Origin of the sequence: Rubrivivax albus (genome assembly GCF_004016515.1) — a bacterium.
GTDB lineage: Bacteria > Pseudomonadota > Gammaproteobacteria > Burkholderiales > Burkholderiaceae_C > Rubrivivax > Rubrivivax albus.
In genome coordinates, this window is record NZ_SACT01000003.1 from 214,981 (window position 1) to 233,949 (window position 18,969).

15 protein-coding genes are annotated in these 18,969 nt (G+C 72.0%); 5 read left to right on the forward strand and 10 right to left on the reverse strand.

Annotated features, from left to right (window positions below; genetic code table 11):
• The first annotated feature begins 50 nt into the window (after positions 1-50).
• From ENE75_RS11670 to ENE75_RS11685, 4 genes are all read left to right on the forward strand, one after another.
• A complete protein-coding gene (locus tag ENE75_RS11670; RefSeq protein ID WP_375138485.1) occupies positions 51-2,012 on the forward strand; it encodes a S9 family peptidase in 1,962 nt (653 codons plus the stop codon).
• Entirely contained in the window at positions 2,009-3,367 is a 1,359-nt protein-coding gene (locus ENE75_RS11675; protein WP_128198477.1) for a M16 family metallopeptidase, read from the forward strand. Before ENE75_RS11670 ends, ENE75_RS11675 begins: the two co-directional genes overlap by 4 nt.
• Before the next feature lie 8 nt (positions 3,368-3,375).
• Positions 3,376-4,836, forward strand: coding sequence for a M16 family metallopeptidase (locus ENE75_RS11680; RefSeq protein WP_158288922.1), 1,461 nt, complete (start codon positions 3,376-3,378; stop codon positions 4,834-4,836).
• Positions 4,837-5,077: 241 nt separating this feature from the next.
• Entirely contained in the window at positions 5,078-6,010 is a 933-nt protein-coding gene (locus ENE75_RS11685) for a PEP-CTERM sorting domain-containing protein (protein ID WP_128198479.1), read from the forward strand.
• Positions 6,011-6,031: 21 nt separating this feature from the next.
• On the opposite strand, the gene ENE75_RS11690 is transcribed toward ENE75_RS11685, so the two are convergent.
• The 3 genes from ENE75_RS11690 to ENE75_RS11700 all read right to left on the reverse strand — a co-directional run bounded on the left by ENE75_RS11690 (position 6,032) and on the right by ENE75_RS11700 (position 9,772).
• A complete protein-coding gene (locus tag ENE75_RS11690) occupies positions 6,032-7,267 on the reverse strand; it encodes an MFS transporter (RefSeq protein ID WP_128198480.1) in 1,236 nt (411 codons plus the stop codon).
• On the reverse strand, positions 7,264-8,766 hold the full coding sequence (gene glpK / locus ENE75_RS11695; protein ID WP_128198481.1) for a glycerol kinase GlpK: 1,503 nt from the start codon (positions 8,764-8,766) through the stop codon (positions 7,264-7,266). Before glpK ends, ENE75_RS11690 begins: the two co-directional genes overlap by 4 nt.
• Before the next feature lie 76 nt (positions 8,767-8,842).
• Positions 8,843-9,772, reverse strand: coding sequence for a porin (locus ENE75_RS11700; RefSeq protein WP_128198482.1), 930 nt, complete (start codon positions 9,770-9,772; stop codon positions 8,843-8,845).
• A gap of 196 nt (positions 9,773-9,968) precedes the next feature.
• Between ENE75_RS11700 and ENE75_RS11705 the strand changes: the two genes are divergently transcribed.
• A complete protein-coding gene (locus tag ENE75_RS11705; protein WP_128198483.1) occupies positions 9,969-11,789 on the forward strand; it encodes an SLC13 family permease in 1,821 nt (606 codons plus the stop codon).
• A gap of 25 nt (positions 11,790-11,814) precedes the next feature.
• Here ENE75_RS11705 and ENE75_RS11710 read toward each other — a convergent pair whose 3' ends face one another.
• From ENE75_RS11710 to ENE75_RS11740, 7 genes are all read right to left on the reverse strand, one after another.
• Positions 11,815-12,807 carry a porin gene (locus ENE75_RS11710; RefSeq protein WP_128198484.1) on the reverse strand — a complete coding sequence of 331 codons (993 nt, stop codon included), beginning with the start codon at positions 12,805-12,807 and terminating at the stop codon, positions 11,815-11,817.
• A 147-nt stretch (positions 12,808-12,954) separates the two neighbouring features.
• A complete protein-coding gene (locus ENE75_RS11715; RefSeq protein WP_128198485.1) occupies positions 12,955-13,869 on the reverse strand; it encodes a mechanosensitive ion channel family protein in 915 nt (304 codons plus the stop codon).
• Positions 13,866-14,366, reverse strand: coding sequence for a universal stress protein (locus ENE75_RS11720; protein ID WP_158288923.1), 501 nt, complete (start codon positions 14,364-14,366; stop codon positions 13,866-13,868). Before ENE75_RS11720 ends, ENE75_RS11715 begins: the two co-directional genes overlap by 4 nt.
• A gap of 94 nt (positions 14,367-14,460) precedes the next feature.
• Positions 14,461-15,711, reverse strand: a complete 1,251-nt coding sequence (glcF, locus tag ENE75_RS11725) for a glycolate oxidase subunit GlcF (RefSeq protein WP_128198487.1) — start codon at positions 15,709-15,711, stop codon at positions 14,461-14,463.
• The gene (locus ENE75_RS11730; protein ID WP_128198488.1) at positions 15,711-16,346 is read right to left on the reverse strand and encodes a class I SAM-dependent methyltransferase; all 636 of its coding nucleotides are present in this window, start codon (positions 16,344-16,346) and stop codon (positions 15,711-15,713) included. The genes glcF and ENE75_RS11730 overlap by 1 nt, the downstream gene beginning before the upstream one ends.
• Positions 16,346-17,437, reverse strand: coding sequence for a glycolate oxidase subunit GlcE (glcE, locus tag ENE75_RS11735; RefSeq protein ID WP_375138490.1), 1,092 nt, complete (start codon positions 17,435-17,437; stop codon positions 16,346-16,348). Before glcE ends, ENE75_RS11730 begins: the two co-directional genes overlap by 1 nt.
• Positions 17,434-18,927: an FAD-linked oxidase C-terminal domain-containing protein gene (locus ENE75_RS11740; RefSeq protein WP_128198490.1), complete on the reverse strand. Its 1,494-nt coding sequence runs from the start codon at positions 18,925-18,927 to the stop codon at positions 17,434-17,436. The genes glcE and ENE75_RS11740 overlap by 4 nt, the downstream gene beginning before the upstream one ends.
• Positions 18,928-18,969 lie beyond the last annotated feature (42 nt).

Consider the following 18,969-nt stretch of genomic DNA (forward strand, 5'->3'; position numbering starts at 1 on the left):
AGACCGCCACAATCCGCGCACCTGAAACCACCCCACCAGGAACCGACCCGATGAGCCTGCGATCCGGACTCACCCTGACTGCCCTGACCATGGCCGCGCTGATCGCCGGCTGCGCCGCACCCGGCACCACGCCGATGGCCGCCAACACCGCTGCCGCCCCCGTGCCGCCGCAGATCCCGCTGCGCGACTTCTTCCGCAACATCGACCGCGGCTACTACCGTGTCAGCGGCGATGGCCGCACCCTGGGCTTCATGCAGCCGGCCCTGGGCGACGACGGAAAGACCAAGCGGCTGAACATCTTCGTGCAGCCGCTGGACGGCAGCCGGCCGGTGGGCGAGCCGCGCCAGCTCACCCGCGAGTCGGCGCGCGACATCAGCAACTACTTCTGGAAGGGCGGCGACACGCTGCTCTACACCAAGGACTTCGGCGGCGACGAGAACTTCCACGTGGTGGCGGTGGACGCCGCCAGCGGCAAGATCACCGACCTGACCCCGTTCGAGAACGTGCGCGCCGCCGTGCTCGACGACCTGCCGCAGGATCCGCAGCACGTCCTGGTGCAGCACAACCAGCGTGACAAACGCGCCTTCGACGTCTACCGGGTGAACGTCAAGACCGGAGCCCAGACCCTGGTGGCGCAGAACCCCGGCAACATCATCGGCTGGCAGACCGACCACACCGGCGCCGTGCGCATGGGCGTGGCCAGCGATGGCGTCAACAACACGCTGCTGTACCGCGCCACCGAAGCCGAGCCCTTCAAGCCGCTGCTGACCACCGACTTCCGTACCCAGGTCAACCCGCAGTTCTTCGACGCGGCCAACGCAAAGTTCTACGCCATCAGCAACCGCGGGCGCGACAAGGCGGCCCTGGTGCTGATCGACCCCGCGAAGCCAGATGCCGAGGAACTGATCTACGCGCATCCGAAGGTGGACCTGGACGGCGCCGCCTGGTCGCGCGTGCGCCAGACGCTGGCGCTGGCCGCCTACAACGTCGACAAGCCGGGCCGCCACTACTTCGACGCCGAGACGCGGCGCATGTTCGAGCGCCTGGAGAAGCAGTTGCCCGGCAACAGCCTGATCCTGCAGAGCGCCACGCTGGCCGAGGACAAGTACGTCGTCGCCGCCTTCAACGACCGCACGCAGGGTGCCCGCTACCTGTACGACGCCAAGGCCGACACGCTGGCGCTGCTGGGCGAGATCTCGCCCTGGCTGAAGACCGAGCAGATGGCCGCGATGCAGCCCATCCGCTACACCGCGCGCGACGGGCTGGAGATCCCCGGCTACCTCACGCTGCCGTTGGGCCGCCCGGCGAAGAACCTGCCCTGTGTGGTCAACCCGCACGGCGGCCCGTGGGCACGCGACGGCTGGGGCTTCAACCCCGAGGTGCAGTTCCTGGCCAACCGCGGCTACTGCGTGCTGCAGATGAACTTCCGCGGCTCCACCGGCTTCGGCCGCGCCTTCTGGGAGGCCAGCTTCAAGCAGTGGGGCCTGGCCATGCAGGACGACATCACCGACGGCGTGCAGTGGCTCATCCAGCAGGGCATCGCCGACCCGAAGCGCATCGCCATCTACGGCGCCAGCTACGGCGGCTACGCCACGCTGTCGGGCGTGACCAAGACGCCGGACCTCTACGCCGCGGCGGTGAACTACGTGGGCGTGAGCAACCTGTTCACCTTCATGAACACCATCCCGCCGTACTGGGAGCCGTTCCGCCAGCAGATGTACCAGATGGTCGGCAACCCCGAGGATGCGGCCGACAAGGCGCGCATGACGGCCACCTCGCCGGCGCTCAACGCCGACAAGATCAAGACGCCGCTGCTGGTGGCCCAGGGCGCCCGCGACCCGCGCGTCAACAAGGCCGAGAGCGACCAGATCGTGGCCGCGTTGCGCGCCCGCGGCGTGGACGTCGAGTACATCGTCAAGGACAACGAAGGCCACGGCTTCGCCAACGAGGAAAACCGCTTCGAGTTCTACGGTGCGATGGAACGCTTCCTGGCGAAGCACCTGAAACCGTGATCGCGCGCCGCGGGTGGCTGCAGGCCGCGGCCGCGCTGTCGGCCCTGCCGGCGGCGGTGCGGGCCGCCGACGGCGTGGCCCTGCCGCCGCCGCCGCTGTCCGACCAGCGCCTGGCCAACGGCCTGCGCGTCGTCGGCCTGCCCATGCCCGGTGCGGGCACGGTGGCGGTACAGGTCTGGTACCGCGTGGGCGGCAAGGACGACCCGCCGGGCCGCAGCGGCTTCGCCCACCTGTTCGAGCACCTGATGTTCAAGCGCACGGCCAGGCTGCCCGACGAGGCCTTCGACCGCCTGACCGAAGACGTGGGCGGCAGCAACAACGCCTTCACCGCCGCCGACGTCACCGTCTACACCAACGACGTGCCCGCCAACCACCTGGAGCGCCTGCTCTGGGCCGAGGCCGAGCGCATGCAGAACCTGCGCGTGGACGCGGCCAACCTCGCCAGCGAGCGCGACGTGGTCAAGGAGGAACTGCGCGAGCACGTGGAGGCCGACCCGTATGGCCGCCTGTTCGAGGCCCTGCCCGGTCTGGCCTACCAGCGCCACCCCTACCGGCGGCCGGTGATCGGCCGCATCGAAGACCTCGACGCCGCCACGCTGGCCGACGTGCAGCGCTTCCACGCCACCTTCTACCGGCCCGACAACGCGGTGTTGATCGTCGCCGGCGGTTTCGACCCGGCGGACCTGGACCGCCTCGTCGACCGTCACTTCGGCCCGCTGACCGCGCCGAAGACACCGATCCCGCGCGTGACCGTGACCGAGCCGCGCCGCACCGAGGGCCGGCGCGTGAACCTGCGAGCGCCCATCGTGCCGCTGCCGGCAGTGGCCCTGCTGTGGCAGGGTCCGCAGGCCGGTGCGGCCGACGCGCCGGCGCTGCAGGTGGCCTCGGCGCTGCTGTCGCAGGGCGACTCGGCGCGCCTGGCCGAGACCCTGGTGTTCCGTGATCAGCTGGCGCAAAGCGCCGGCTTCTGGGCCGACCTGAACGCCGACGCCGGCATGCTGGCCGCCTACGCCGTGGCCGCCGGCGGCCGCACGCCCGCCGTGGTGGAGAAGGCGCTGCACGCCGAGCTGAAGCGCCTGGCCACCCAGCCCATCGCCGAGGCCGAGCTCGACAAGGTGCGCACGCAGTTGCTGACGGCCGTGGTGGCCGGCCGGCAGTCGCCCACTGGCGTGGCCGAGGCGGCCGGCTGGGCTATCGTGAACCACGGTGATCCGCGCGAGGCCGAGGCCGAGGTCGCCCGCCTGCAGGCCGTCACCGCGGCCGACGTGCAGCGTGTGATGCGCCGCCACGTTCTGGAGCGGCCGGTGGTGGCCGTGCACTACAGCGCGGCAGCCGCAAAGGCGGGTGCCCGATGAATCGCGTCATGCCCCTGAATCTCCTGGCCGCGGCGCTGATCGTGGCCGCTATCCCAACCCTGGCCGCCCCGGTGGCCATCCCCGATGCGCCGCCACCCGGCCCGGCCCAGCCCATCGGCGTGCCGACCCTCACCACGCAGACGCTGGGCAACGGCCTGCGGATCGTCGTCGCGCCCCGGCCGGGGCTGCCGCTGGTCACGGCGCAGGTGCTGCTGCTGGCAGGCCGCGAGGCCGATCCGGCCGACAAGACCGGCCTTGCAGCCATGACCACGACGCTGCTGACGCGTGGTGCGCGCCGTGGCGATCAGCCCGTCGACGCCGCCACGCTGGCACGGCAGGCCGAGGCCCTGGGCGGCACGCTGGACACCGCCACCGGCTGGCGCAGCAGTCTGGTGGGCATGACGGTCACCACGCCCCGACTGCCGGCCGCACTGGCGCTGATGGCCGACGTGGTGCGGCAGCCGCTGCTGGCCGCCGACGAACTCGACCGCGAACGCGCCCGTGCCCTCGACGGCCTGCGCGTGGCGCTGGACAGCCCCGGCAGCGTGGCCGGCCTGGCGGCGGGCCGCGCCTGGTGGGGCGACAGCGCCTACGGCCGCACGGCCACGCCGGCCAGCCTGGGCCGGCTGACGGCCGACGATCTGCGTGCCTTCCACGCCGCCCAGTGGCGGCCCGACCGCGTGGTGCTGGTGCTCGCCGGTGACGTCGATCCCGCCGGTGCCCGCGCGCTGGCGCAGCAGGCCTTCGGCGACTGGGCGCGCCCTGCCTCGCCGCCGCCGGTGTCGCAGGGCAGCGCCGCCGCGCCAACGTTGCCCCCGGTACTGTGGGTGGACATGCCCGGCAGCGGCCAGAGCGCGGTGGTCGTCAGCGCGCCGGCGGAGCCGCAGGGCCATGCCGACGAGGTGGTGGGCGACGTGGCGCAGACCCTGCTGGGCGGTGGCTACTCCGCGCGCCTGAACCAGGTGATCCGCATCGAGCGCGGCCTGAGCTACGGCGCCTTCGGTGGCAGCGAGGCGCACCCGGCCGGCGGCCGCTGGAACGGCCAGGCCCAGACCAAGCACGCGAGTGCCGCCGAGGTGGCGCAGCTGATGCGCGACGCGGTGGCGCGGCTGACGCGCGAGCCGGCGCCCGCCGCGGAACTGGCGGCACGCCAGGCCAGCCTGGTGGGCAGCTTCGCGCGCCGGCTGGAGACGACCGCCGGCCTGGCCGGCCTGGTGACCGGCGAAGTGGCCGCCGGCCGCGACCCGGCGGCATTGAAAGGGCGCGTGGACGCGGTGCGTGCCGTCACGCCCGAGCAGGTGCGCGACTACGCCGCGCGCTGGTGGACGCCGGCGTCGCTGCGGGTCGTCGTCGCCGGCGACTGGGCGGCCGCGGGCGACGGCGTCAAGGCGCTGGGGAGCGCCGGCGAGGTGCGCCGGCTGCCGAAGTCGGCGCTCGACCTGGATCGGCCCGACCTGGGCGTGCGCTGAGGCGGACCGGGCGCCAACCGGCGCGCAGTCGTGCCGCCGCAACGGCGAACCCGCGAAGGCGGCTTACGCAGGATCCCCGCCGGCAACGGCTCAGCCAGCTTCGGTGCCGTGGGCGATCGTGTGGACTCCCCGGCACAGATCGAACCCGCAAACCACCGACCCCGTGCTGCGGGGGCTCCGGCGAGCCTTTGCGCCGGGAACACTGGCGTTACCGAATACCCGGTCCAACACTTTCGACGCCATGAACCACCGACTCAAGCCGCTCCTGCTGGCCACCTGCGTGTCCGCACTGTTCGCCCCCGCCAGCGCCTGGGCCAGCTATGTCTGCATCACCGCCCCGTATGTCCAGGGTGGCGTGCAGACACAGGGCTGCGTCGACAGCGACCAGGGCTACAGCGGCTATGGCAATGCGCAGCAGACCAGCGCATGGGGCGTCAGCGGCGACGCGAGCGGCGAGTACCGCGGCGGCGCCTGGAGCACCAGCCAGTCGGTCGACCTGGCCACAGGCGTGATGCGCTCCAAGCTGCTCTACGCCAGCGGCCCGGACGACCTCGGCGAGTACCAGTTGGGCACCTACCTCGACGCGTCCGACCGCATCGTGTTCGCCGGTAGTGGTCAGGCTGTCTTCAGCATGCACCTCACCGGCGCGTTCACGGGGCAGGCGCACCGGAATTACGGCAACACCATGGACACTTCGCTGGACCTGTACAGCGAGCGGCGCGGTGACGACGTCCTGGGGCGCATCCACCTGGACCACAACGGCGCCAACCCGGGGCAAGCTTCGTTCGACCCGGGCACCACCTGCGGCTGGAACTATGGGCTGGGCCCGGTGCGCTGCACCGTCAACAGCCTGGCTGCCGACCTCATCGACATCGTGCTCAGCGTCACGGTCGACGACATCACCGATGGCGAAGCCTTCCAGTTCTTCTCCAGCCTGAACGTCCAGGCCTATGGTCCACGCATGGGCGGTTCGGACTTCGGCAACACGGCGCGACTGAGCGTGCAGCTGTCCGACGGCCTGAGCTTCACGTCCGACAGCGGGGCACTGCTGACCCAGGTGGATGACACCACGCCACCGGACAGCAACGACGTGCCCGAACCGGCCAGCGGGGCCCTGGCAGCGATCGGTCTCGCGCTGGCAGGCGCCTTGCGTCGGCGGGTGCGCAGCGCCTGAGGCACGGAACGCGTCGGCCGATCAGCCGCGCGGTGTGGCCCAGCGCTGCACCGCCGCGGCCAGCAGCGTGAAGCCCAGCATCAGCGCGAGAAGCCCTGCTGCGCCGTCATGGGGCACGAATCCCACCGCGTAGCCGCCCAGCGCACCGGTGAGCTGCTGCGTCAGCCCGGCCCCGGCCGCCGCGGCGCCCGCCAGCGCCGGCACCACGCCCACGGTGCCGGCCAGCGTGGGCGGCATGAGCAGGCCGTGGCCCAGGCCCAGCAGCACCAGCGGCGCGGCAAAGGCCACCGGCCCGCTCAGGGCCGGCGCGCCGGTCAGCGCCAGACCCAGGCCCAGCGCCAGGCCCGCCACCGACAGTGCCTGCCCCCAACGCATCAGCCGCCGGTCACCCACGCCACGCGCCCAGCGCGTGGCCAGGCCGTTGCCGACGATGTAGCTCAGCGGGATGGCCATGATCACCCAGCCCATCTGCGCCGGCCCCACACCCATGGCGGCCAGCACCTGCGGCGCGCCGCCCAGGAAGGCGTAGAAGGTGGCGGTGGTCAGGCCCAGGATGCCCACGAAGCGCAGGTAGGCGCGCTCGCGCAGCAGCCGCGCATAGGCTGCGGCCATGGTGCGGGCCCACGGCTGCGCGGTGGGTGAAGCGTGTGCCGCGGACCGTCCCGTGGGCAGCAGCCGCCACGACGCGGCGGCCAGCACGAGCGCCAACGCGGCCACGAACCAGAAGTTCGCCGCCCAGCCCAGACGCTCGTGCAGTTGCCCGCCCAGCAGCGTGGCCCCGGGCGGGCACAGGCCCATGGCCATGCCGACGAAGCCCATCACGCGGGTGCGCTCCGGGCCCTGGAACAGGTCCTGCACCAGGGCGCGGCCCACCACCATGCCGGCGGCCGCACCCGCGCCCTGCAGCACGCGCGCGGCCACCAGGGCCGGCAGGCTGGGCGCCAGGGCCGCCACCACCGAACCGGCTGCGGCCACCGCCAGCCCGGCCAGCAGCACCGGCCGCCGGCCCAGGCGGTCCGACAGCGGGCCGTACAGCAGCTGAAACACCCCGTAGGCGAGCACGAAGCCGCTGAAGCTCAGCTGCACGGCGGCCGTCGAGGCGCCGAACGTGCGGCCCCAGTCGGGCATCGACGGCAGGCAGATCGTCATGGCCACGAGGCCGAAGGCGATCTGCGCGATCAGCGCGACCACGGTGGCCGGTGTCGGGGCCGCACGCGCCGGCGCGACGTCTGCCGTGGCGCCGGTGGGCGATGTCACGCGGCGGTCGCCTGCCGCACCGCGTGCGCCCAGCGGGCCATGCGCTCGGCGGCCTCGTCGCGTGTCATCGCCGGCTCGAAACGGCGCTCGGCCTGCCAGAGCGCGGCCAGTTCGTCGCGCCCCGCGTAGACGCCGGTGGCCAGGCCGGCCAGGTAGGCCGCGCCCAGTGCCGTGGTCTCCACCACCTGCGGCCGCACCACGGGCACGCCCAGCAGGTCGGCCTGGAACTGCATCAGGTCGTCGTTGACGCTGGCACCGCCGTCCACGCGCAGCTCGGTCAGCGGCGGCGCGCCCATGGCCTTGGCGTCGGCCTGCATGGCGTCGAGCAGCGCGGCACTCTGGTAGGCAATGCTTTCCACCGCCGCGCGCGCGATGTGCGCCACCGTGCTGCCGCGCGTCAGGCCGGTGATGGTGCCGCGCGCGTCGGCGTTCCAGTAGGGTGCGCCCAGGCCGGTGAAGGCCGGCACCACCATCACGCCGCCGCTGTCGGGCACGCTGGCGGCCAGGGCCTGGACCTCGGCGCTGGACGAGATGGCCTTCAGCCCGTCGCGCAGCCACTGCACCACGGCGCCGGCGACGAAGACGCTGCCTTCCAGCGCGAACTCCGGCGTGGCGGAGGTCTGCGCCGCGCTGGTGGTCACCAGCCCGTGGGCCGACGGGCGGAAGCGCTCGCCGGCGTGCATCAGAAGGAAGCACCCCGTGCCGTAGGTGTTCTTCGCCAGCCCGGGCGTGAAGCAGGCCTGGCCGAACAGTGCGCTCTGCTGGTCGCCGGCGACGCCGGCGATCGGGATCGGCGCGCCGAACAGCGCCGGGTCGGTCTCGCCGTAGACGTGGGCCGACGGGAAGACCTTGGGCAGCACGCTCTCCGGGATGTGCAGCAGCTTGAGCAGCTCGTGGTCCCACACGTTGTGGCGCACGTCGAACAGCATCGTGCGCGATGCGTTGCTCACGTCGGTGGCATGCACACGCCCGCCGGTGAGCTTCCACAGCAGCCAGCTGTCGATGGTGCCGAAGGCCAGGTAGCCGCCGGCGGCCTCCTGGTGCGCGCCGGGCACGGCGTCGAGCAGCCAGCGCAGCTTGGTGCCGGAGAAGTAGGGGTCGATCAGCAGGCCGGTGTCGGCCCGTACCAGGTCGAGTGCGCCCTCCTGCGCGCGCAGCCTGGCGCAGACGGGTTCGGTGCGGCGGTCCTGCCAGACGATGGCGCGGTGCACGGGCTTGCCGCTCTGGCGGCCCCAGAGCACCGTGGTCTCGCGCTGGTTCGTGATGCCGATGGCGGCGATGTCCGCCGCCGACAGGCCGCTGGCGGCCAGGGCCTCGCGCGCGACGACCAGCTGCGTGTCCCAGATCTCCTCGGCGTCGTGCTCCACCCAGCCGGGCTGCGGGAAGTGCTGCGTGAACTCGCGCTGGGCGCTGGCCACGATGCGCCCGCTGCGGTGGAACACGATGGCACGTGAACTGGACGTGCCCTGGTCGAGGGCGAGCAGATGCTCCTTCGGCATGGCGGCGGGTCTCCTGGTCTTGTGCCGCCGACTCTAACGCCGGCCGGCACACGACCCTGAGCCACGCCGCCGGGCTTCAGAAGTTGTGGCGGATGCCCAGGTCCCAGCCGGTCTTCTCGCGGCCGGCGGCCACGGGCTTGACGTTGACCAGGTCGGCATACACCGTGGTGAGCTTGGACAGCGGGTAGTGGTAGCCCACACCCAGCTGCTTGAACGGGTCGGCCACGCCTTCGTTGTCGCGCTGGCCATAGCTGGCACGCAGTTCGCCGCCGCCGACCTTGGTCTTCAGCGCCAGCAGCCAGGCGTCGACGTCGCGGTCGTTGCGGTCGGTGCCGGTGCCGTACAGCGCCGACAAGGTCACGCCGGCCACCGTGTAGCGCGCCATCACGCTGGTGAACTGGTCGTCGGCGTTGCCCGGGTTGTCCAGGCCCAGGGCCACGTAGAGCGGGCCGCTGCCGTAGCTGATGGCAAAGTTCATCGGTCGGTCGTCCAGCCCATCGCCCTCGGCGATCTGCGCGCCCAGGCCCAGGCCGCCGAAGCTGGCGCGCCAGGTGATGGTGTTGCTGTAGCGGCTGCTGCCGACGTTGCCGTCGTAGATGTTGCCGTTGCCGGCAACCGTGTCGCCGGCCCAAGGGTCGGCGGCTTCCTGCACCATCTTGACGGCCGGGTTGTCGTCGCGGCCGAAGGTCACGGTGCCGAAGCTGCCGGCCAGGCCAACGACCGACTTGCCGCCCCAGAACGGCTCGCCGGCGGCGCCGGTGTCGGCGTCGAAGCGGTGCTCCAGGCCGAAGACGGCGCGCAGGCCGCCGCCCAGGTCTTCGCTGCCGCGCACGCCCAGGCGGCTGCCGGAGCCATTGCGCAGTTCGGTGTTGTCGGCCGCGTTGGCGCGCTGGGCGATGGACAGGTCGACCCGGCCGTACAGCGTGACCTGCTGGGCACTGGCGGAGGTGGACAGGCCGGCCAGCAGGGCCAGGGCGGTGCCGGTGAGGGCAGTAGAGGAGCGCATGGGAAACCTCGATGCAGATGACGGTGATGGCGGCCGAAACCGCTGCGACAGCCGTCTTCGTGGGCAGCCGCCGGGACGGGTCCATGACAGCCCGAAAGGACCATGCAGGTTCGGGCGCTGTCACGCCGCTGTCGCAACGGCGTGTCCGCCGTGGGGCTGCTTCCCTGGGCACGCCGCGTTCCGCTAGCCTGCGCACATGTCGCTCGAACTCCTGGCCATCGGCCCCCTGTCCGGCCACGCGGTGCTGATGCTGGTCTTTGCGCTGGGCGTGTTCGCCACCTTCGCGCTCGACCGCTTCCAGATCGGCTCGGTCTGCCTGGCGGTGCTGATCCTGCTGCCCACGCTGTTCTTCGTCTTTCCGCACCCGGACGTCGAGCCGTACCGCTTCTTCGGCGGCTTCGGCCATCCGGCGCTGGTGGCCATCTGCGCGCTGATGGTGCTGGGCCATGCGCTGGTGCTCACCGGCGCGCTGGAACCGGCGGCGCGGCGGCTGGCGGTGCTGGTGGAGAAGTCGCCTCGGCTGGCGCTGCTGGCGGTGCTGCTGCTGGCCGCGGCGGCCAGCGGCGTGATGAACGACACGCCGGTGGTGGTGCTGCTGATGCCGCTGCTGATCGCCGCGCTCAAGCGCGCCGGCCAAGGGCCGGGCTTCATGTTGATGCCGATGAACTTCGCGGTGCTCATCGGCGGCATGGCCACCACCATCGGCACCTCCACCAACCTGATCGTCGTCTCGCTGGCGGCGTCGCTCGGCGCCCAGGCCTTTGGCATCTTCGAGTTCTTCCCGCTGGTGGCGCTGGCCGCAGCGCCGGCGCTGGTGTACCTGTGGCTGGTGGCGCCCTGGCTGCTGCGCCACGTGAGCCCTGCGCCCACGGCCGAGGCGCAGCCGGTGTTCGAGGCCGAGCTGCGCGTGGCAGCCGGCAGCTGGCTGGACGGCGCGCAGGTGCGCGAGGTGCTCAAACGCAGCCGCGGCCGCCTGCCGCTGCGGCGCATCCGGCGCGCCGGCGGTTCCCTGCTGGCGCCGCTGCCCACGGCCACGCTGCGTGCCGGCGACAGCCTGGTGGTGCAGGACACGGCCGAGCGGCTGAAGGAGCACGAACAGCGCCTGGAGGCCAAGCTGCATGCCATCGACGAGGAGCGCGCGCCCGACGCCGAGCACGCCGTGGTGGCGGCGCAGCTGGTGGTGACGCCGGAGTCCCCGCTGGTGGGCCGCACCGCACGCGGCGCGCGCTTTGCCGACACCTACGGCCTGATCCTCATCGGCCTGCGCAAGGCCTCGGGCGCCACGTCCACCCGCGAGCAGCTGCCCGACCAGCGCCTGGCCCCCGGCGACGTGCTGCTGCTGCAGGGCCCCACGGAAGCGCTGCAGGCCCTGCAGCGCGACGCGCTGGGCCTGCTGCTGGACGAGCGGCTGGCGCTGCCGCGGCAGCGCAAGTCGCTGCTGGCGCTGGGCACGCTGGCCGGCGTGGTGGGCAGCGCCAGCCTGGGCGGGGTGCCGATCGCGCTGGCGGCGCTGGTGGGCGTGCTGGTGCTGCTGGGCACGCGCACGGTGGCCTGGAAGGAGGTGGGCAGCGCGCTGTCGGTCAACGTGGTGCTCATCGTCGCGGCCAGCCTGGCGCTGGGCGACGCGCTCACCGTCACCGGGGCCACCGGCTTCCTGGCCGGCGGCTTCGTGCAGCTCACGCAGGGCTGGCCGGCGATGGCGGTGCTGGCGGCGCTGATGGGGCTGGTGGGCGTGCTGACCAACTTCGTCAGCAACAACGCCGCGGCGGCCATCGGCACGCCGCTGGCGGTGGAGGTGGCGCGGCTGCTGGGCCTGCCGCCGGAGCCCTACGTGCTGGCGGTGCTGTTCGGCTGCAACCTCTGCTACGTCACGCCGATGGCCTACCAGACCAATCTGCTGGTGATGAACGCCGCAGGCTACGCCTTCCGCGACTTCGTGCGCGTGGGCGGCCCGCTGTTCCTGCTGATGTGGGCCAGCCTGAGCTGGGTGTTGGCCCGGCACTACGGCCTGGTGTGACCGCCGCCGTGCCGGGCCGCTGCCGTCAGAACCGGTGGCGGATGCCCACCGCGTAGCTGGTGCCCGAGCTCAGGCCGCTGAGCTTGTCGCTCATGTAGACGGCGTAGAGGTCGGTGCGCTTGGACACGAAGTAGTCGTAGCCCAGGCTGAAGGTGGTGCGCTTGGCGCCGGTGTCGGGGCTGATGCGGCCCCACTGCGCCAGCAGGCTGCCGGCGCCGAACTTGACGCTGGTGCCCAGGCCGGTGATGTCGTAGCCGTTGCCGGTGGCGTCGTTGTCGACGTTGCCGTACTGCGCGAACAGCTTCGCGTCGCCCAGCGCGTAGGAGCCTCCCAGCTGCCAGGCCTTGGTGTTGTCCACCGTGTCGCCCTTGGACACCGACTGCCAGGCGAAGCCCAGCGCCAGCGGGCCGCCGAAGTACAGCGCGCTCAGGCCGCCGTTCTTGCCGCCATTGGCTTCGCCGGCTGCCACGTGGGCGGTGAAGCTCAGGCCGCCGAACTTCGGGCTGCTGTACTTGATGGAGTCGCTCCAGCCGGTGTCGCCGGTGACGGTGCCGCTGGTGAAGGTGTGGCGGATCGACGGCGAGAAGCCGAAGCTGTCGCCGAAGGCGTTGAACAGCAGCGTGTTGACGAACAGCGACGTGGTGTTGCGGCCGATGTTCAGCGCACCCAGGCTGGGCGTGGACAGGCCGACCCAGCTGCTGCGCGCCCAGAAGGTGTCGCCGTTAAAGCGGCCGGCGGCGCCGGTGTCGCTGCGCATGAAGGACTCGATGGCGAACGACGCGGTCAGGCCGCCGCCCAGGTCCTCGCTGCCCTTGAGGCCGAAGTAGCTGGTGGTCATGTTGCCGCTGACCACGCCCTTGGTGGCGTCAGCGCCCGGGTTCTTGAAGCTGCCGACCGACATGTCGACCAGGCCGTACATCGACAGGCTGCTCTGGGCCGACGCGGGCAGCGCTGCGACCAGGCATGCACCAGCAGCGAGCGCGGCACGGGCGGCCACGGCAAGGGATTGCACTCTCATGGGGACTCCGACGGTTGTGGGCCGGTGACGTCCGGCTTCTCCGCAAGACCGCCAGCAAGCACCGTGCCCGTCAGGGAAGGCGCCGGGCCGCCCCAAGCTCTTCAGCGCCCCTCGGGGGCCGGGACGGGCCTGCCCGTTCCTTGGGGCTCACGCGTTCGTCAGGCGTACGTCGATCGCACCGCTCTTGACGTGCAGGTCGCGCTGCGGGAACGGGATCTCGATACCGCGTTCGGCCAGCGCGTCGTCCAGTGCCCACATCAACCGTGCGTGCGTGCCGGCGGGCGAGGTGGTCAGCCGGCGGTCGGCCCAGACCACGAGTTCGTAGTTCACCGCGCTGTCGCCGTAGGACACCAGCCAGGCCGTGGGCTCGTGGCCGGCGTCGTCGAGCACGCCCTCGACGGTGCGGGCCGCCGCGATGGCGGCCTCGCGGACCTTTTCCTTGGGCGTGCCGTAGGCCACGCCGAAGGGCACGCGCATGCGGCGGTAGGTGGCGTCGAAGGTCCAGTTGATGACGCGGCCGTTGATGAACTCGGAGTTCGGCACCAGCACGTCGATGGCGTCGTTGGTGGTCACGCGGGTGTAGCGCATCGCGATCTCGCGCACGTGGCCACGCACGCCGGACTCCAGGTCGACGAAGTCGCCCACGCGCAGGCCGCCTTCGAGCAGGATGATGATGCCGCTGATGAAGTTGGAGAAGACGTTCTGCAGCCCGAAGCCCAGGCCGAAGGCCAACGCGCCGCCCACCAGCGCCACGCTGCTGAGGTCCAGCCCCACGTAGTTGAGCACCACGATCGTGCCGAGCACCCACACCGTGTAGCGGGCCAGGCGCGAGACCATGTGCAGGCGCGCCAGGTGGGCCGGGTTGTCGGCATGCGCGCCGGCACCGCGGCGGGCGGCACGCAGCAGCAGGCGTTCCAGCGCTCCGGCCAGCCACCAGATGGCCAGCACCAGCACCACCGCCAGCGCCAGCGACGCCAGCGTCACCGGCGTCACCGGCGTCTCGCCGACCTTGAACAGCGGCTGCTGCAGCCAGCGGGTGACGGTCGACAGGTCCAGGTTCATGTGGCGGCGGCCGGGGCAGCCGCCGACGCATCGCCATGCAGCTTGACCACCAGCACCGGCCGGTCGGCGATCTTGGTCAGGTGCGCCATCACGCTGCCCAGCACCAGCCGCGCCAGCGCACCACGGCCGTGAGAGCCGACGATGATCATCGCGCAGTCGTGTTCGTTGGCTGCGTGGTTGGCCGCCTCGGCCGGGTCGGCGCCCACCGTGACGAGGGTGCGCGAGGGCACGCCCGCGGCCTGAGCCAGGCCCTGCGCGCTGGCGAAGGCGCGGCCGGCCTGCTCGCGGCCAAGTCGCTCGTGGTCAGCCGTGGGGTCGAACATGGCCACGTCCACCTCGGCCATCATCGGCGGCGCAGGCGGGATGGCGGCCAGGAACAGCAGCTCACTGCCCAGGGCGCGCGCCAGCCGCACTGCTTCTTCGGCCGTGGCGTGGCCCAGCGGGGAGTCGTCGACGAGGGCGAGCAGACGGGGGTAGGTGGCCGGGGCGGTGGTCATGCTGGGCTCCAGGCGGAGGATCGATGACGACGAATGTACCCGCGCCCGTTTGCGCTGGCCCTCGGGATGCCCCGCAGGCCCACGGCGCCGGTCTTCAGCGCAGGGCCTCGTCCACCACCTCCACCCAGTGCCGCACCGGCGTGCGGCTGGCATCGCCCAGGTGCTGGATGCAGCCGATGTTGGCCGAGACGATGGTCTCGCCCGGCTCGGCCGCCAGCGCGGCGAGCTTGCGGTCGCGCAGCTGCTTGGACAGTTCAGGCTGCAGCACGCTGTAGGTGCCGGCGCTGCCGCAGCACAGGTGGCTGTCGCTGCCAGCCAGGCGCACGGCGAAGCCCAGTTCGCGCAGGCCGACCTCGACGCCGCCGCGCAGCTGCTGGCCGTGCTGCAGCGTGCACGGCGGATGGAAGACCAGTTCCGTCGTCGGCTGGAAGCCCTTGCCCAAGCGCGACTTCAGCCGCGGCAGCAGGTCGGGCAGCAGTTCCGACAGGTCCTTCGTCAGCGCCGAGATGCGGGCGGCCTTCTGGGCGTAGGCCGGGTCGCCGGCCAGCGCGTGGCCGTAGTCCTTGACGGTGACGCCGCAGCCGCTGGCGTTCGTCACGATGGCCTCGACCTGGCCCTCGCTGGTGAGGCCCTCGACCAGCGGCCACCAGGCGTCGATGTTGCGGCGCATGTCGGCCAGGCCGCCTTCGTGGTCGCCCAGGTGGTCGCGGATGGCGCCGCAGCAGCCGGCACCGTCGGCCACCAGGGTCTGGATACCGGTGGCGTCCAGCACGCGCGCGGTGGCACTGTTGATGTTCGGCATCATGGCCGGCTGCACGCAGCCCAGCAGCATCAGCACCTTGCGCGGGTGCGTCTGCGTGGGCCATCGGTGGGCGTCGGGGCCAGGCTTAGGCGGCACCTTGCCCTTCAGCGCGGCCGGCACCAGCGGGCGGAACAGCTGCCCGAGCTTCATCGCCGGACCGAACATCGGGCTGGTCAGGCCGGCCTTCAGCGCGCCACGCAGCAGGCGTTCCCCGCGCGGGCGCTCCACCTTGGCCTCCACCACGCGGCGGCCGATGTCCACCAGGTGGCCGTACTGCACGCCGCTGGGGCAGGTGCTCTCGCAGTTGCGGCAGGTCAGGCAGCGGTCCAGGTGCAGCTGGGTGGCGCGCGTGGGCTCGGCGCCTTCGAGCACCTGCTTGATCAGGTAGATGCGCCCGCGCGGGCCGTCGAGCTCGTCGCCCAACAGCTGATAGGTGGGGCAGGTGGCGGTGCAGAAGCCGCAATGCACGCACTTGCGCAGGATGGCCTCGGCCGCGTCGCCGTCGGGCGTGCCCTTGAACTCGGGGGAAAGGTTGGTCTGCATCAGTCGAGTTCGTAGCTCAGCACCCAGTAGTGCGTGTGGTCGGTCCAGCGCGGGTCGCGGGCGCGCGGGCCCAGCATCGAGAACGCCTGGTCGGCCGTAGGGAAGTTCTTCAGCACCTCGTGGGTGCTGCCATCGTCCAGCGGGCGCTGCTGCCAGGTGTTGCCGTCGGCATCGCGCCGCGAGATCGGCGTGCTGCTGCCGGCCACGAAGTGGTTGTCCAGCATCACCACACGCGCACCGGGTTCCAGCCGTGCGTGCAGCGTGCTTAGCCAGGCGGCCAGCCGCTGCAGCGGCACATGGCTCCACCAGAAGCCGGCGAACGCGGCATCGAAACGCTCGTCGCCCACCTCGGCCAGCGTCCAGGCGTCGGCCACGCGCAGCTCCACGCAGGCCGGCATCGGCTTGGTGCCGGCGATGGCCAGCGTCTCCGGGTTCAGGTCGGTGGCCAGCCAGCGCCGTGCGTCGCGCGCGCCGTGCGGTGTCCACCAGCCGGTGCCTGCCGCCACCTCGACCACGCGCCGGCCGGTGAACAGCGCCGGCAGCGCCGCCTCCATCGCGCGCAGGTCGGCCTGGCGCTCCGGCTTGGCGTAGACGCGCTCGTAGATCCGCGCGCGCTGGCGGTAGTAGTCCTGCATCAGAGGCCGGGGTAGAGCCGCCCGGGGTTGAGGATGCCCGCCGGATCGAAGGCCGACTTGAGCTCGCGGTGGATGCGGTCCAGCGGCGGCTTCAGCGGTGCGAAGACGCCCGCGGCCCTGTCCTTGCCGCGGAACAGCACCGCGTGGCCGCCGGCGTTGGCCGCCGCCTCGCGCACCTGCGCGGCCGGTAGCGGCGTGCACAGCCAGCGTTGGCCACCGCCCCATTCCAGCAGTTGTTCACCCGGCAGCTTGATGGGGCCGATGACCTGCGGCACCGACAGCCGCCACAGCGTGGCACCGCCGTCGACCGCCTTCTTTGCGCCGACGAAGAACTCGTCGGTGTGGTCGCGCAGACCATTCCAGAACGACGCCGCCATGACCGGGTCGACGACCTCGCCGCCCAACTGCTTGGCCGCCGCATCGACCGCGGCCGCCGCACCCGACAGCCGCAGCACCAGCATGCCGTCCCACCAGGCGCTGGCCGACAGCGGCAGCGGCTGGCCGCCCCAGCGGTTGACCTGGCCCAGGGCCTGGGTCTGGTCGAGCTCGAAGCGCAGCGTCAAGGTGGCCGGCGGCAGCGGCAGCACCTTCAGCGAGACCTCGCAGATCACGCCCAGCACCCCCATCGACCCGGCCAGCAGGCGCGAGACGTCGTAGCCGGCCACGTTCTTCATCACCTGGCCGCCGAAGCTCAGCAGTTCGCCCTGGCCGTTGAGCATCGTGGCGCCGAGCACGTAGTCGCGCACGCCGCCCGCGGTGGCGCGCGCCGGGCCGGCCAGGCCGGCGGCGACCATGCCGCCGACGGTGCCGCCCGCGGCGAAACGCGGCGGCTCGAACGGCAGGCACTGGCCATGGGCCGCGAGTGCAGCTTCCAGGTCGGCGAGCGGCGTGCCCGCGCGCACGGTGACCACGAGCTCGCTGGGTTCGTGGCTGCTGATGCCGGCCAGCGGCGTCAGGTCGAGCACCTCGCCCTGCAGGGCACCGCCGTAGAAATCCTTGGTGCCGCCACCGCGCAGGCACAGCGGGGTCTTCGACGCGTGCGCCGACTTGATGCGCTCGACGAGCGATTCGAGTGCCTGATCAGCCATCAGAACCTTTCGAGCTCCGGGAACGGCAGCAACCCCTTCTTCACATGCATCTTCCCGTACTCGGCGCAGCGCTGCAGCGTGGGAATGACCTTGCCCGGGTTCAGCGTGCCGGCGGGATCGAAGGCGCGCTTCAGCGCGAACATCGCCTCGCGCTCCGCGGCGCTGAACTGCACGCACATGCTGCTGAGCTTCTCCACGCCCACGCCGTGTTCGCCGGTGACGGTGCCGCCCAGCGCCACGCTGGTTTCCAGGATGTCGGCGCCGAACTGCTCGCAGCGGTGCAGCTGGTCGGGGTCGTTGGCATCGAACAGGATCAGCGGGTGCAGGTTGCCGTCGCCGGCATGGAACACGTTGGCGCAGCGCAGGCCGTACTTCTGCTCCATCTCGGCGATGGCGCGCAGGATGTCCGCGAGACGCTTGCGCGGGATGGTGCTGTCCATGCACATGTAGTCGGGGCTGATGCGGCCGCTGGCGGGAAAGGCGTTCTTGCGCCCGCTCCAGAACCGCAGCCGCTGCGCCTCGTCCTTGCTGACCTCCATCCGGGTGGCGCCGCAGCCGGTCAGCACGTCCAGCATGCGCTGGATCTCCTCGGCCACCTCCTCCGGCGTGCCGTCGCTCTCGCAGAGCAGGATGGCCTCGGCCGTCAGGTCGTAGCCGGCCTTGACGAAGTCCTCCACGGCGGCGGTCATCGGCTTGTCCATCATCTCCAGCCCGGCAGGGATGATGCCGTGGGCGATGATGGCGGCCACCGCATCACCTGCGCGGCCGATGTCATCGAAGCTGGCCATGATGCAGCGCGCCAGCTTCGGCTTGGGCACGAGCTTGACCGTGACCTCGGTGGTCACGGCCAGCATGCCCTCGCTGCCGACGACGATGGGCAGCAGGTCCAGTCCCGGCGCGTCCAGCGCGCCGCCGCCGAACTCCACCGGCTCGCCCTCCACCGTGAACCCGCGCACGCGCAGCACGTTGTGCAGCGTCAGGCCGTACTTCAGGCAGTGCACGCCGCCGGAGTTCTCGGCCACGTTGCCGCCGATGGTGCAGGCGATCTGGCTGCTGGGATCGGGCGCGTAGTACAGACCGTGCGGCGCCGCCGCCTCGCTGATGGCCAGATTGCGCACACCGCACTGCACGGTGGCCGTGCGCGCCAGCGGATCGACCTGCACGATCTTGTTGAACTTGGCCAGGCTGAGCGTGACGCCCAGCGCGTGCGGCAGCGCACCGCCGGACAGCCCGGTGCCGGCGCCGCGCGCCACCACCGGCAGTGCCAGGGCGTGGCAGGCCTTGAGCACCGCGGCCACCTGGGCCTCGGTCTCCGGCAGCGCCACCACCAGCGGGCGTTCGCGGTAGGCGGTGAGCCCGTCGCACTCGTAGGGCGTGGTGTCCTCGGGCTGCCACAGCAGGGCATGGGCCGGTAGCACGGCCGACAGGGCCGCCACCGCCTCGCGCTGACGCGCTGCGCGGTCGGCGCCGACGAGAGTTTCGGGCGCGTTCATGGGCGGGACTGTAGCCGTTCGCCGGGGCCGTACCTCCCTGCC

Coding starts and splice junctions, on each gene's coding strand:
- ENE75_RS11670 (WP_375138485.1), top strand. CDS start 51: ATGAGCCTGCGATCCGGACTCACCCTGACTGCCCTGACCATGGCCGCG.
- ENE75_RS11680 (WP_158288922.1), top strand. CDS start 3,376: ATGCCCCTGAATCTCCTGGCCGCGGCGCTGATCGTGGCCGCTATCCCA.
- ENE75_RS11685 (WP_128198479.1), top strand. CDS start 5,078: ATGAACCACCGACTCAAGCCGCTCCTGCTGGCCACCTGCGTGTCCGCA.
- glpK (WP_128198481.1), bottom strand. CDS start 8,766: ATGCCGAAGGAGCATCTGCTCGCCCTCGACCAGGGCACGTCCAGTTCA.
- ENE75_RS11700 (WP_128198482.1), bottom strand. CDS start 9,772: ATGCGCTCCTCTACTGCCCTCACCGGCACCGCCCTGGCCCTGCTGGCC.
- ENE75_RS11705 (WP_128198483.1), top strand. CDS start 9,969: ATGTCGCTCGAACTCCTGGCCATCGGCCCCCTGTCCGGCCACGCGGTG.
- ENE75_RS11710 (WP_128198484.1), bottom strand. CDS start 12,807: ATGAGAGTGCAATCCCTTGCCGTGGCCGCCCGTGCCGCGCTCGCTGCT.
- ENE75_RS11715 (WP_128198485.1), bottom strand. CDS start 13,869: ATGAACCTGGACCTGTCGACCGTCACCCGCTGGCTGCAGCAGCCGCTG.
- ENE75_RS11720 (WP_158288923.1), bottom strand. CDS start 14,366: ATGACCACCGCCCCGGCCACCTACCCCCGTCTGCTCGCCCTCGTCGAC.
- glcF (WP_128198487.1), bottom strand. CDS start 15,711: ATGCAGACCAACCTTTCCCCCGAGTTCAAGGGCACGCCCGACGGCGAC.
- ENE75_RS11730 (WP_128198488.1), bottom strand. CDS start 16,346: ATGCAGGACTACTACCGCCAGCGCGCGCGGATCTACGAGCGCGTCTAC.
- ENE75_RS11740 (WP_128198490.1), bottom strand. CDS start 18,927: ATGAACGCGCCCGAAACTCTCGTCGGCGCCGACCGCGCAGCGCGTCAG.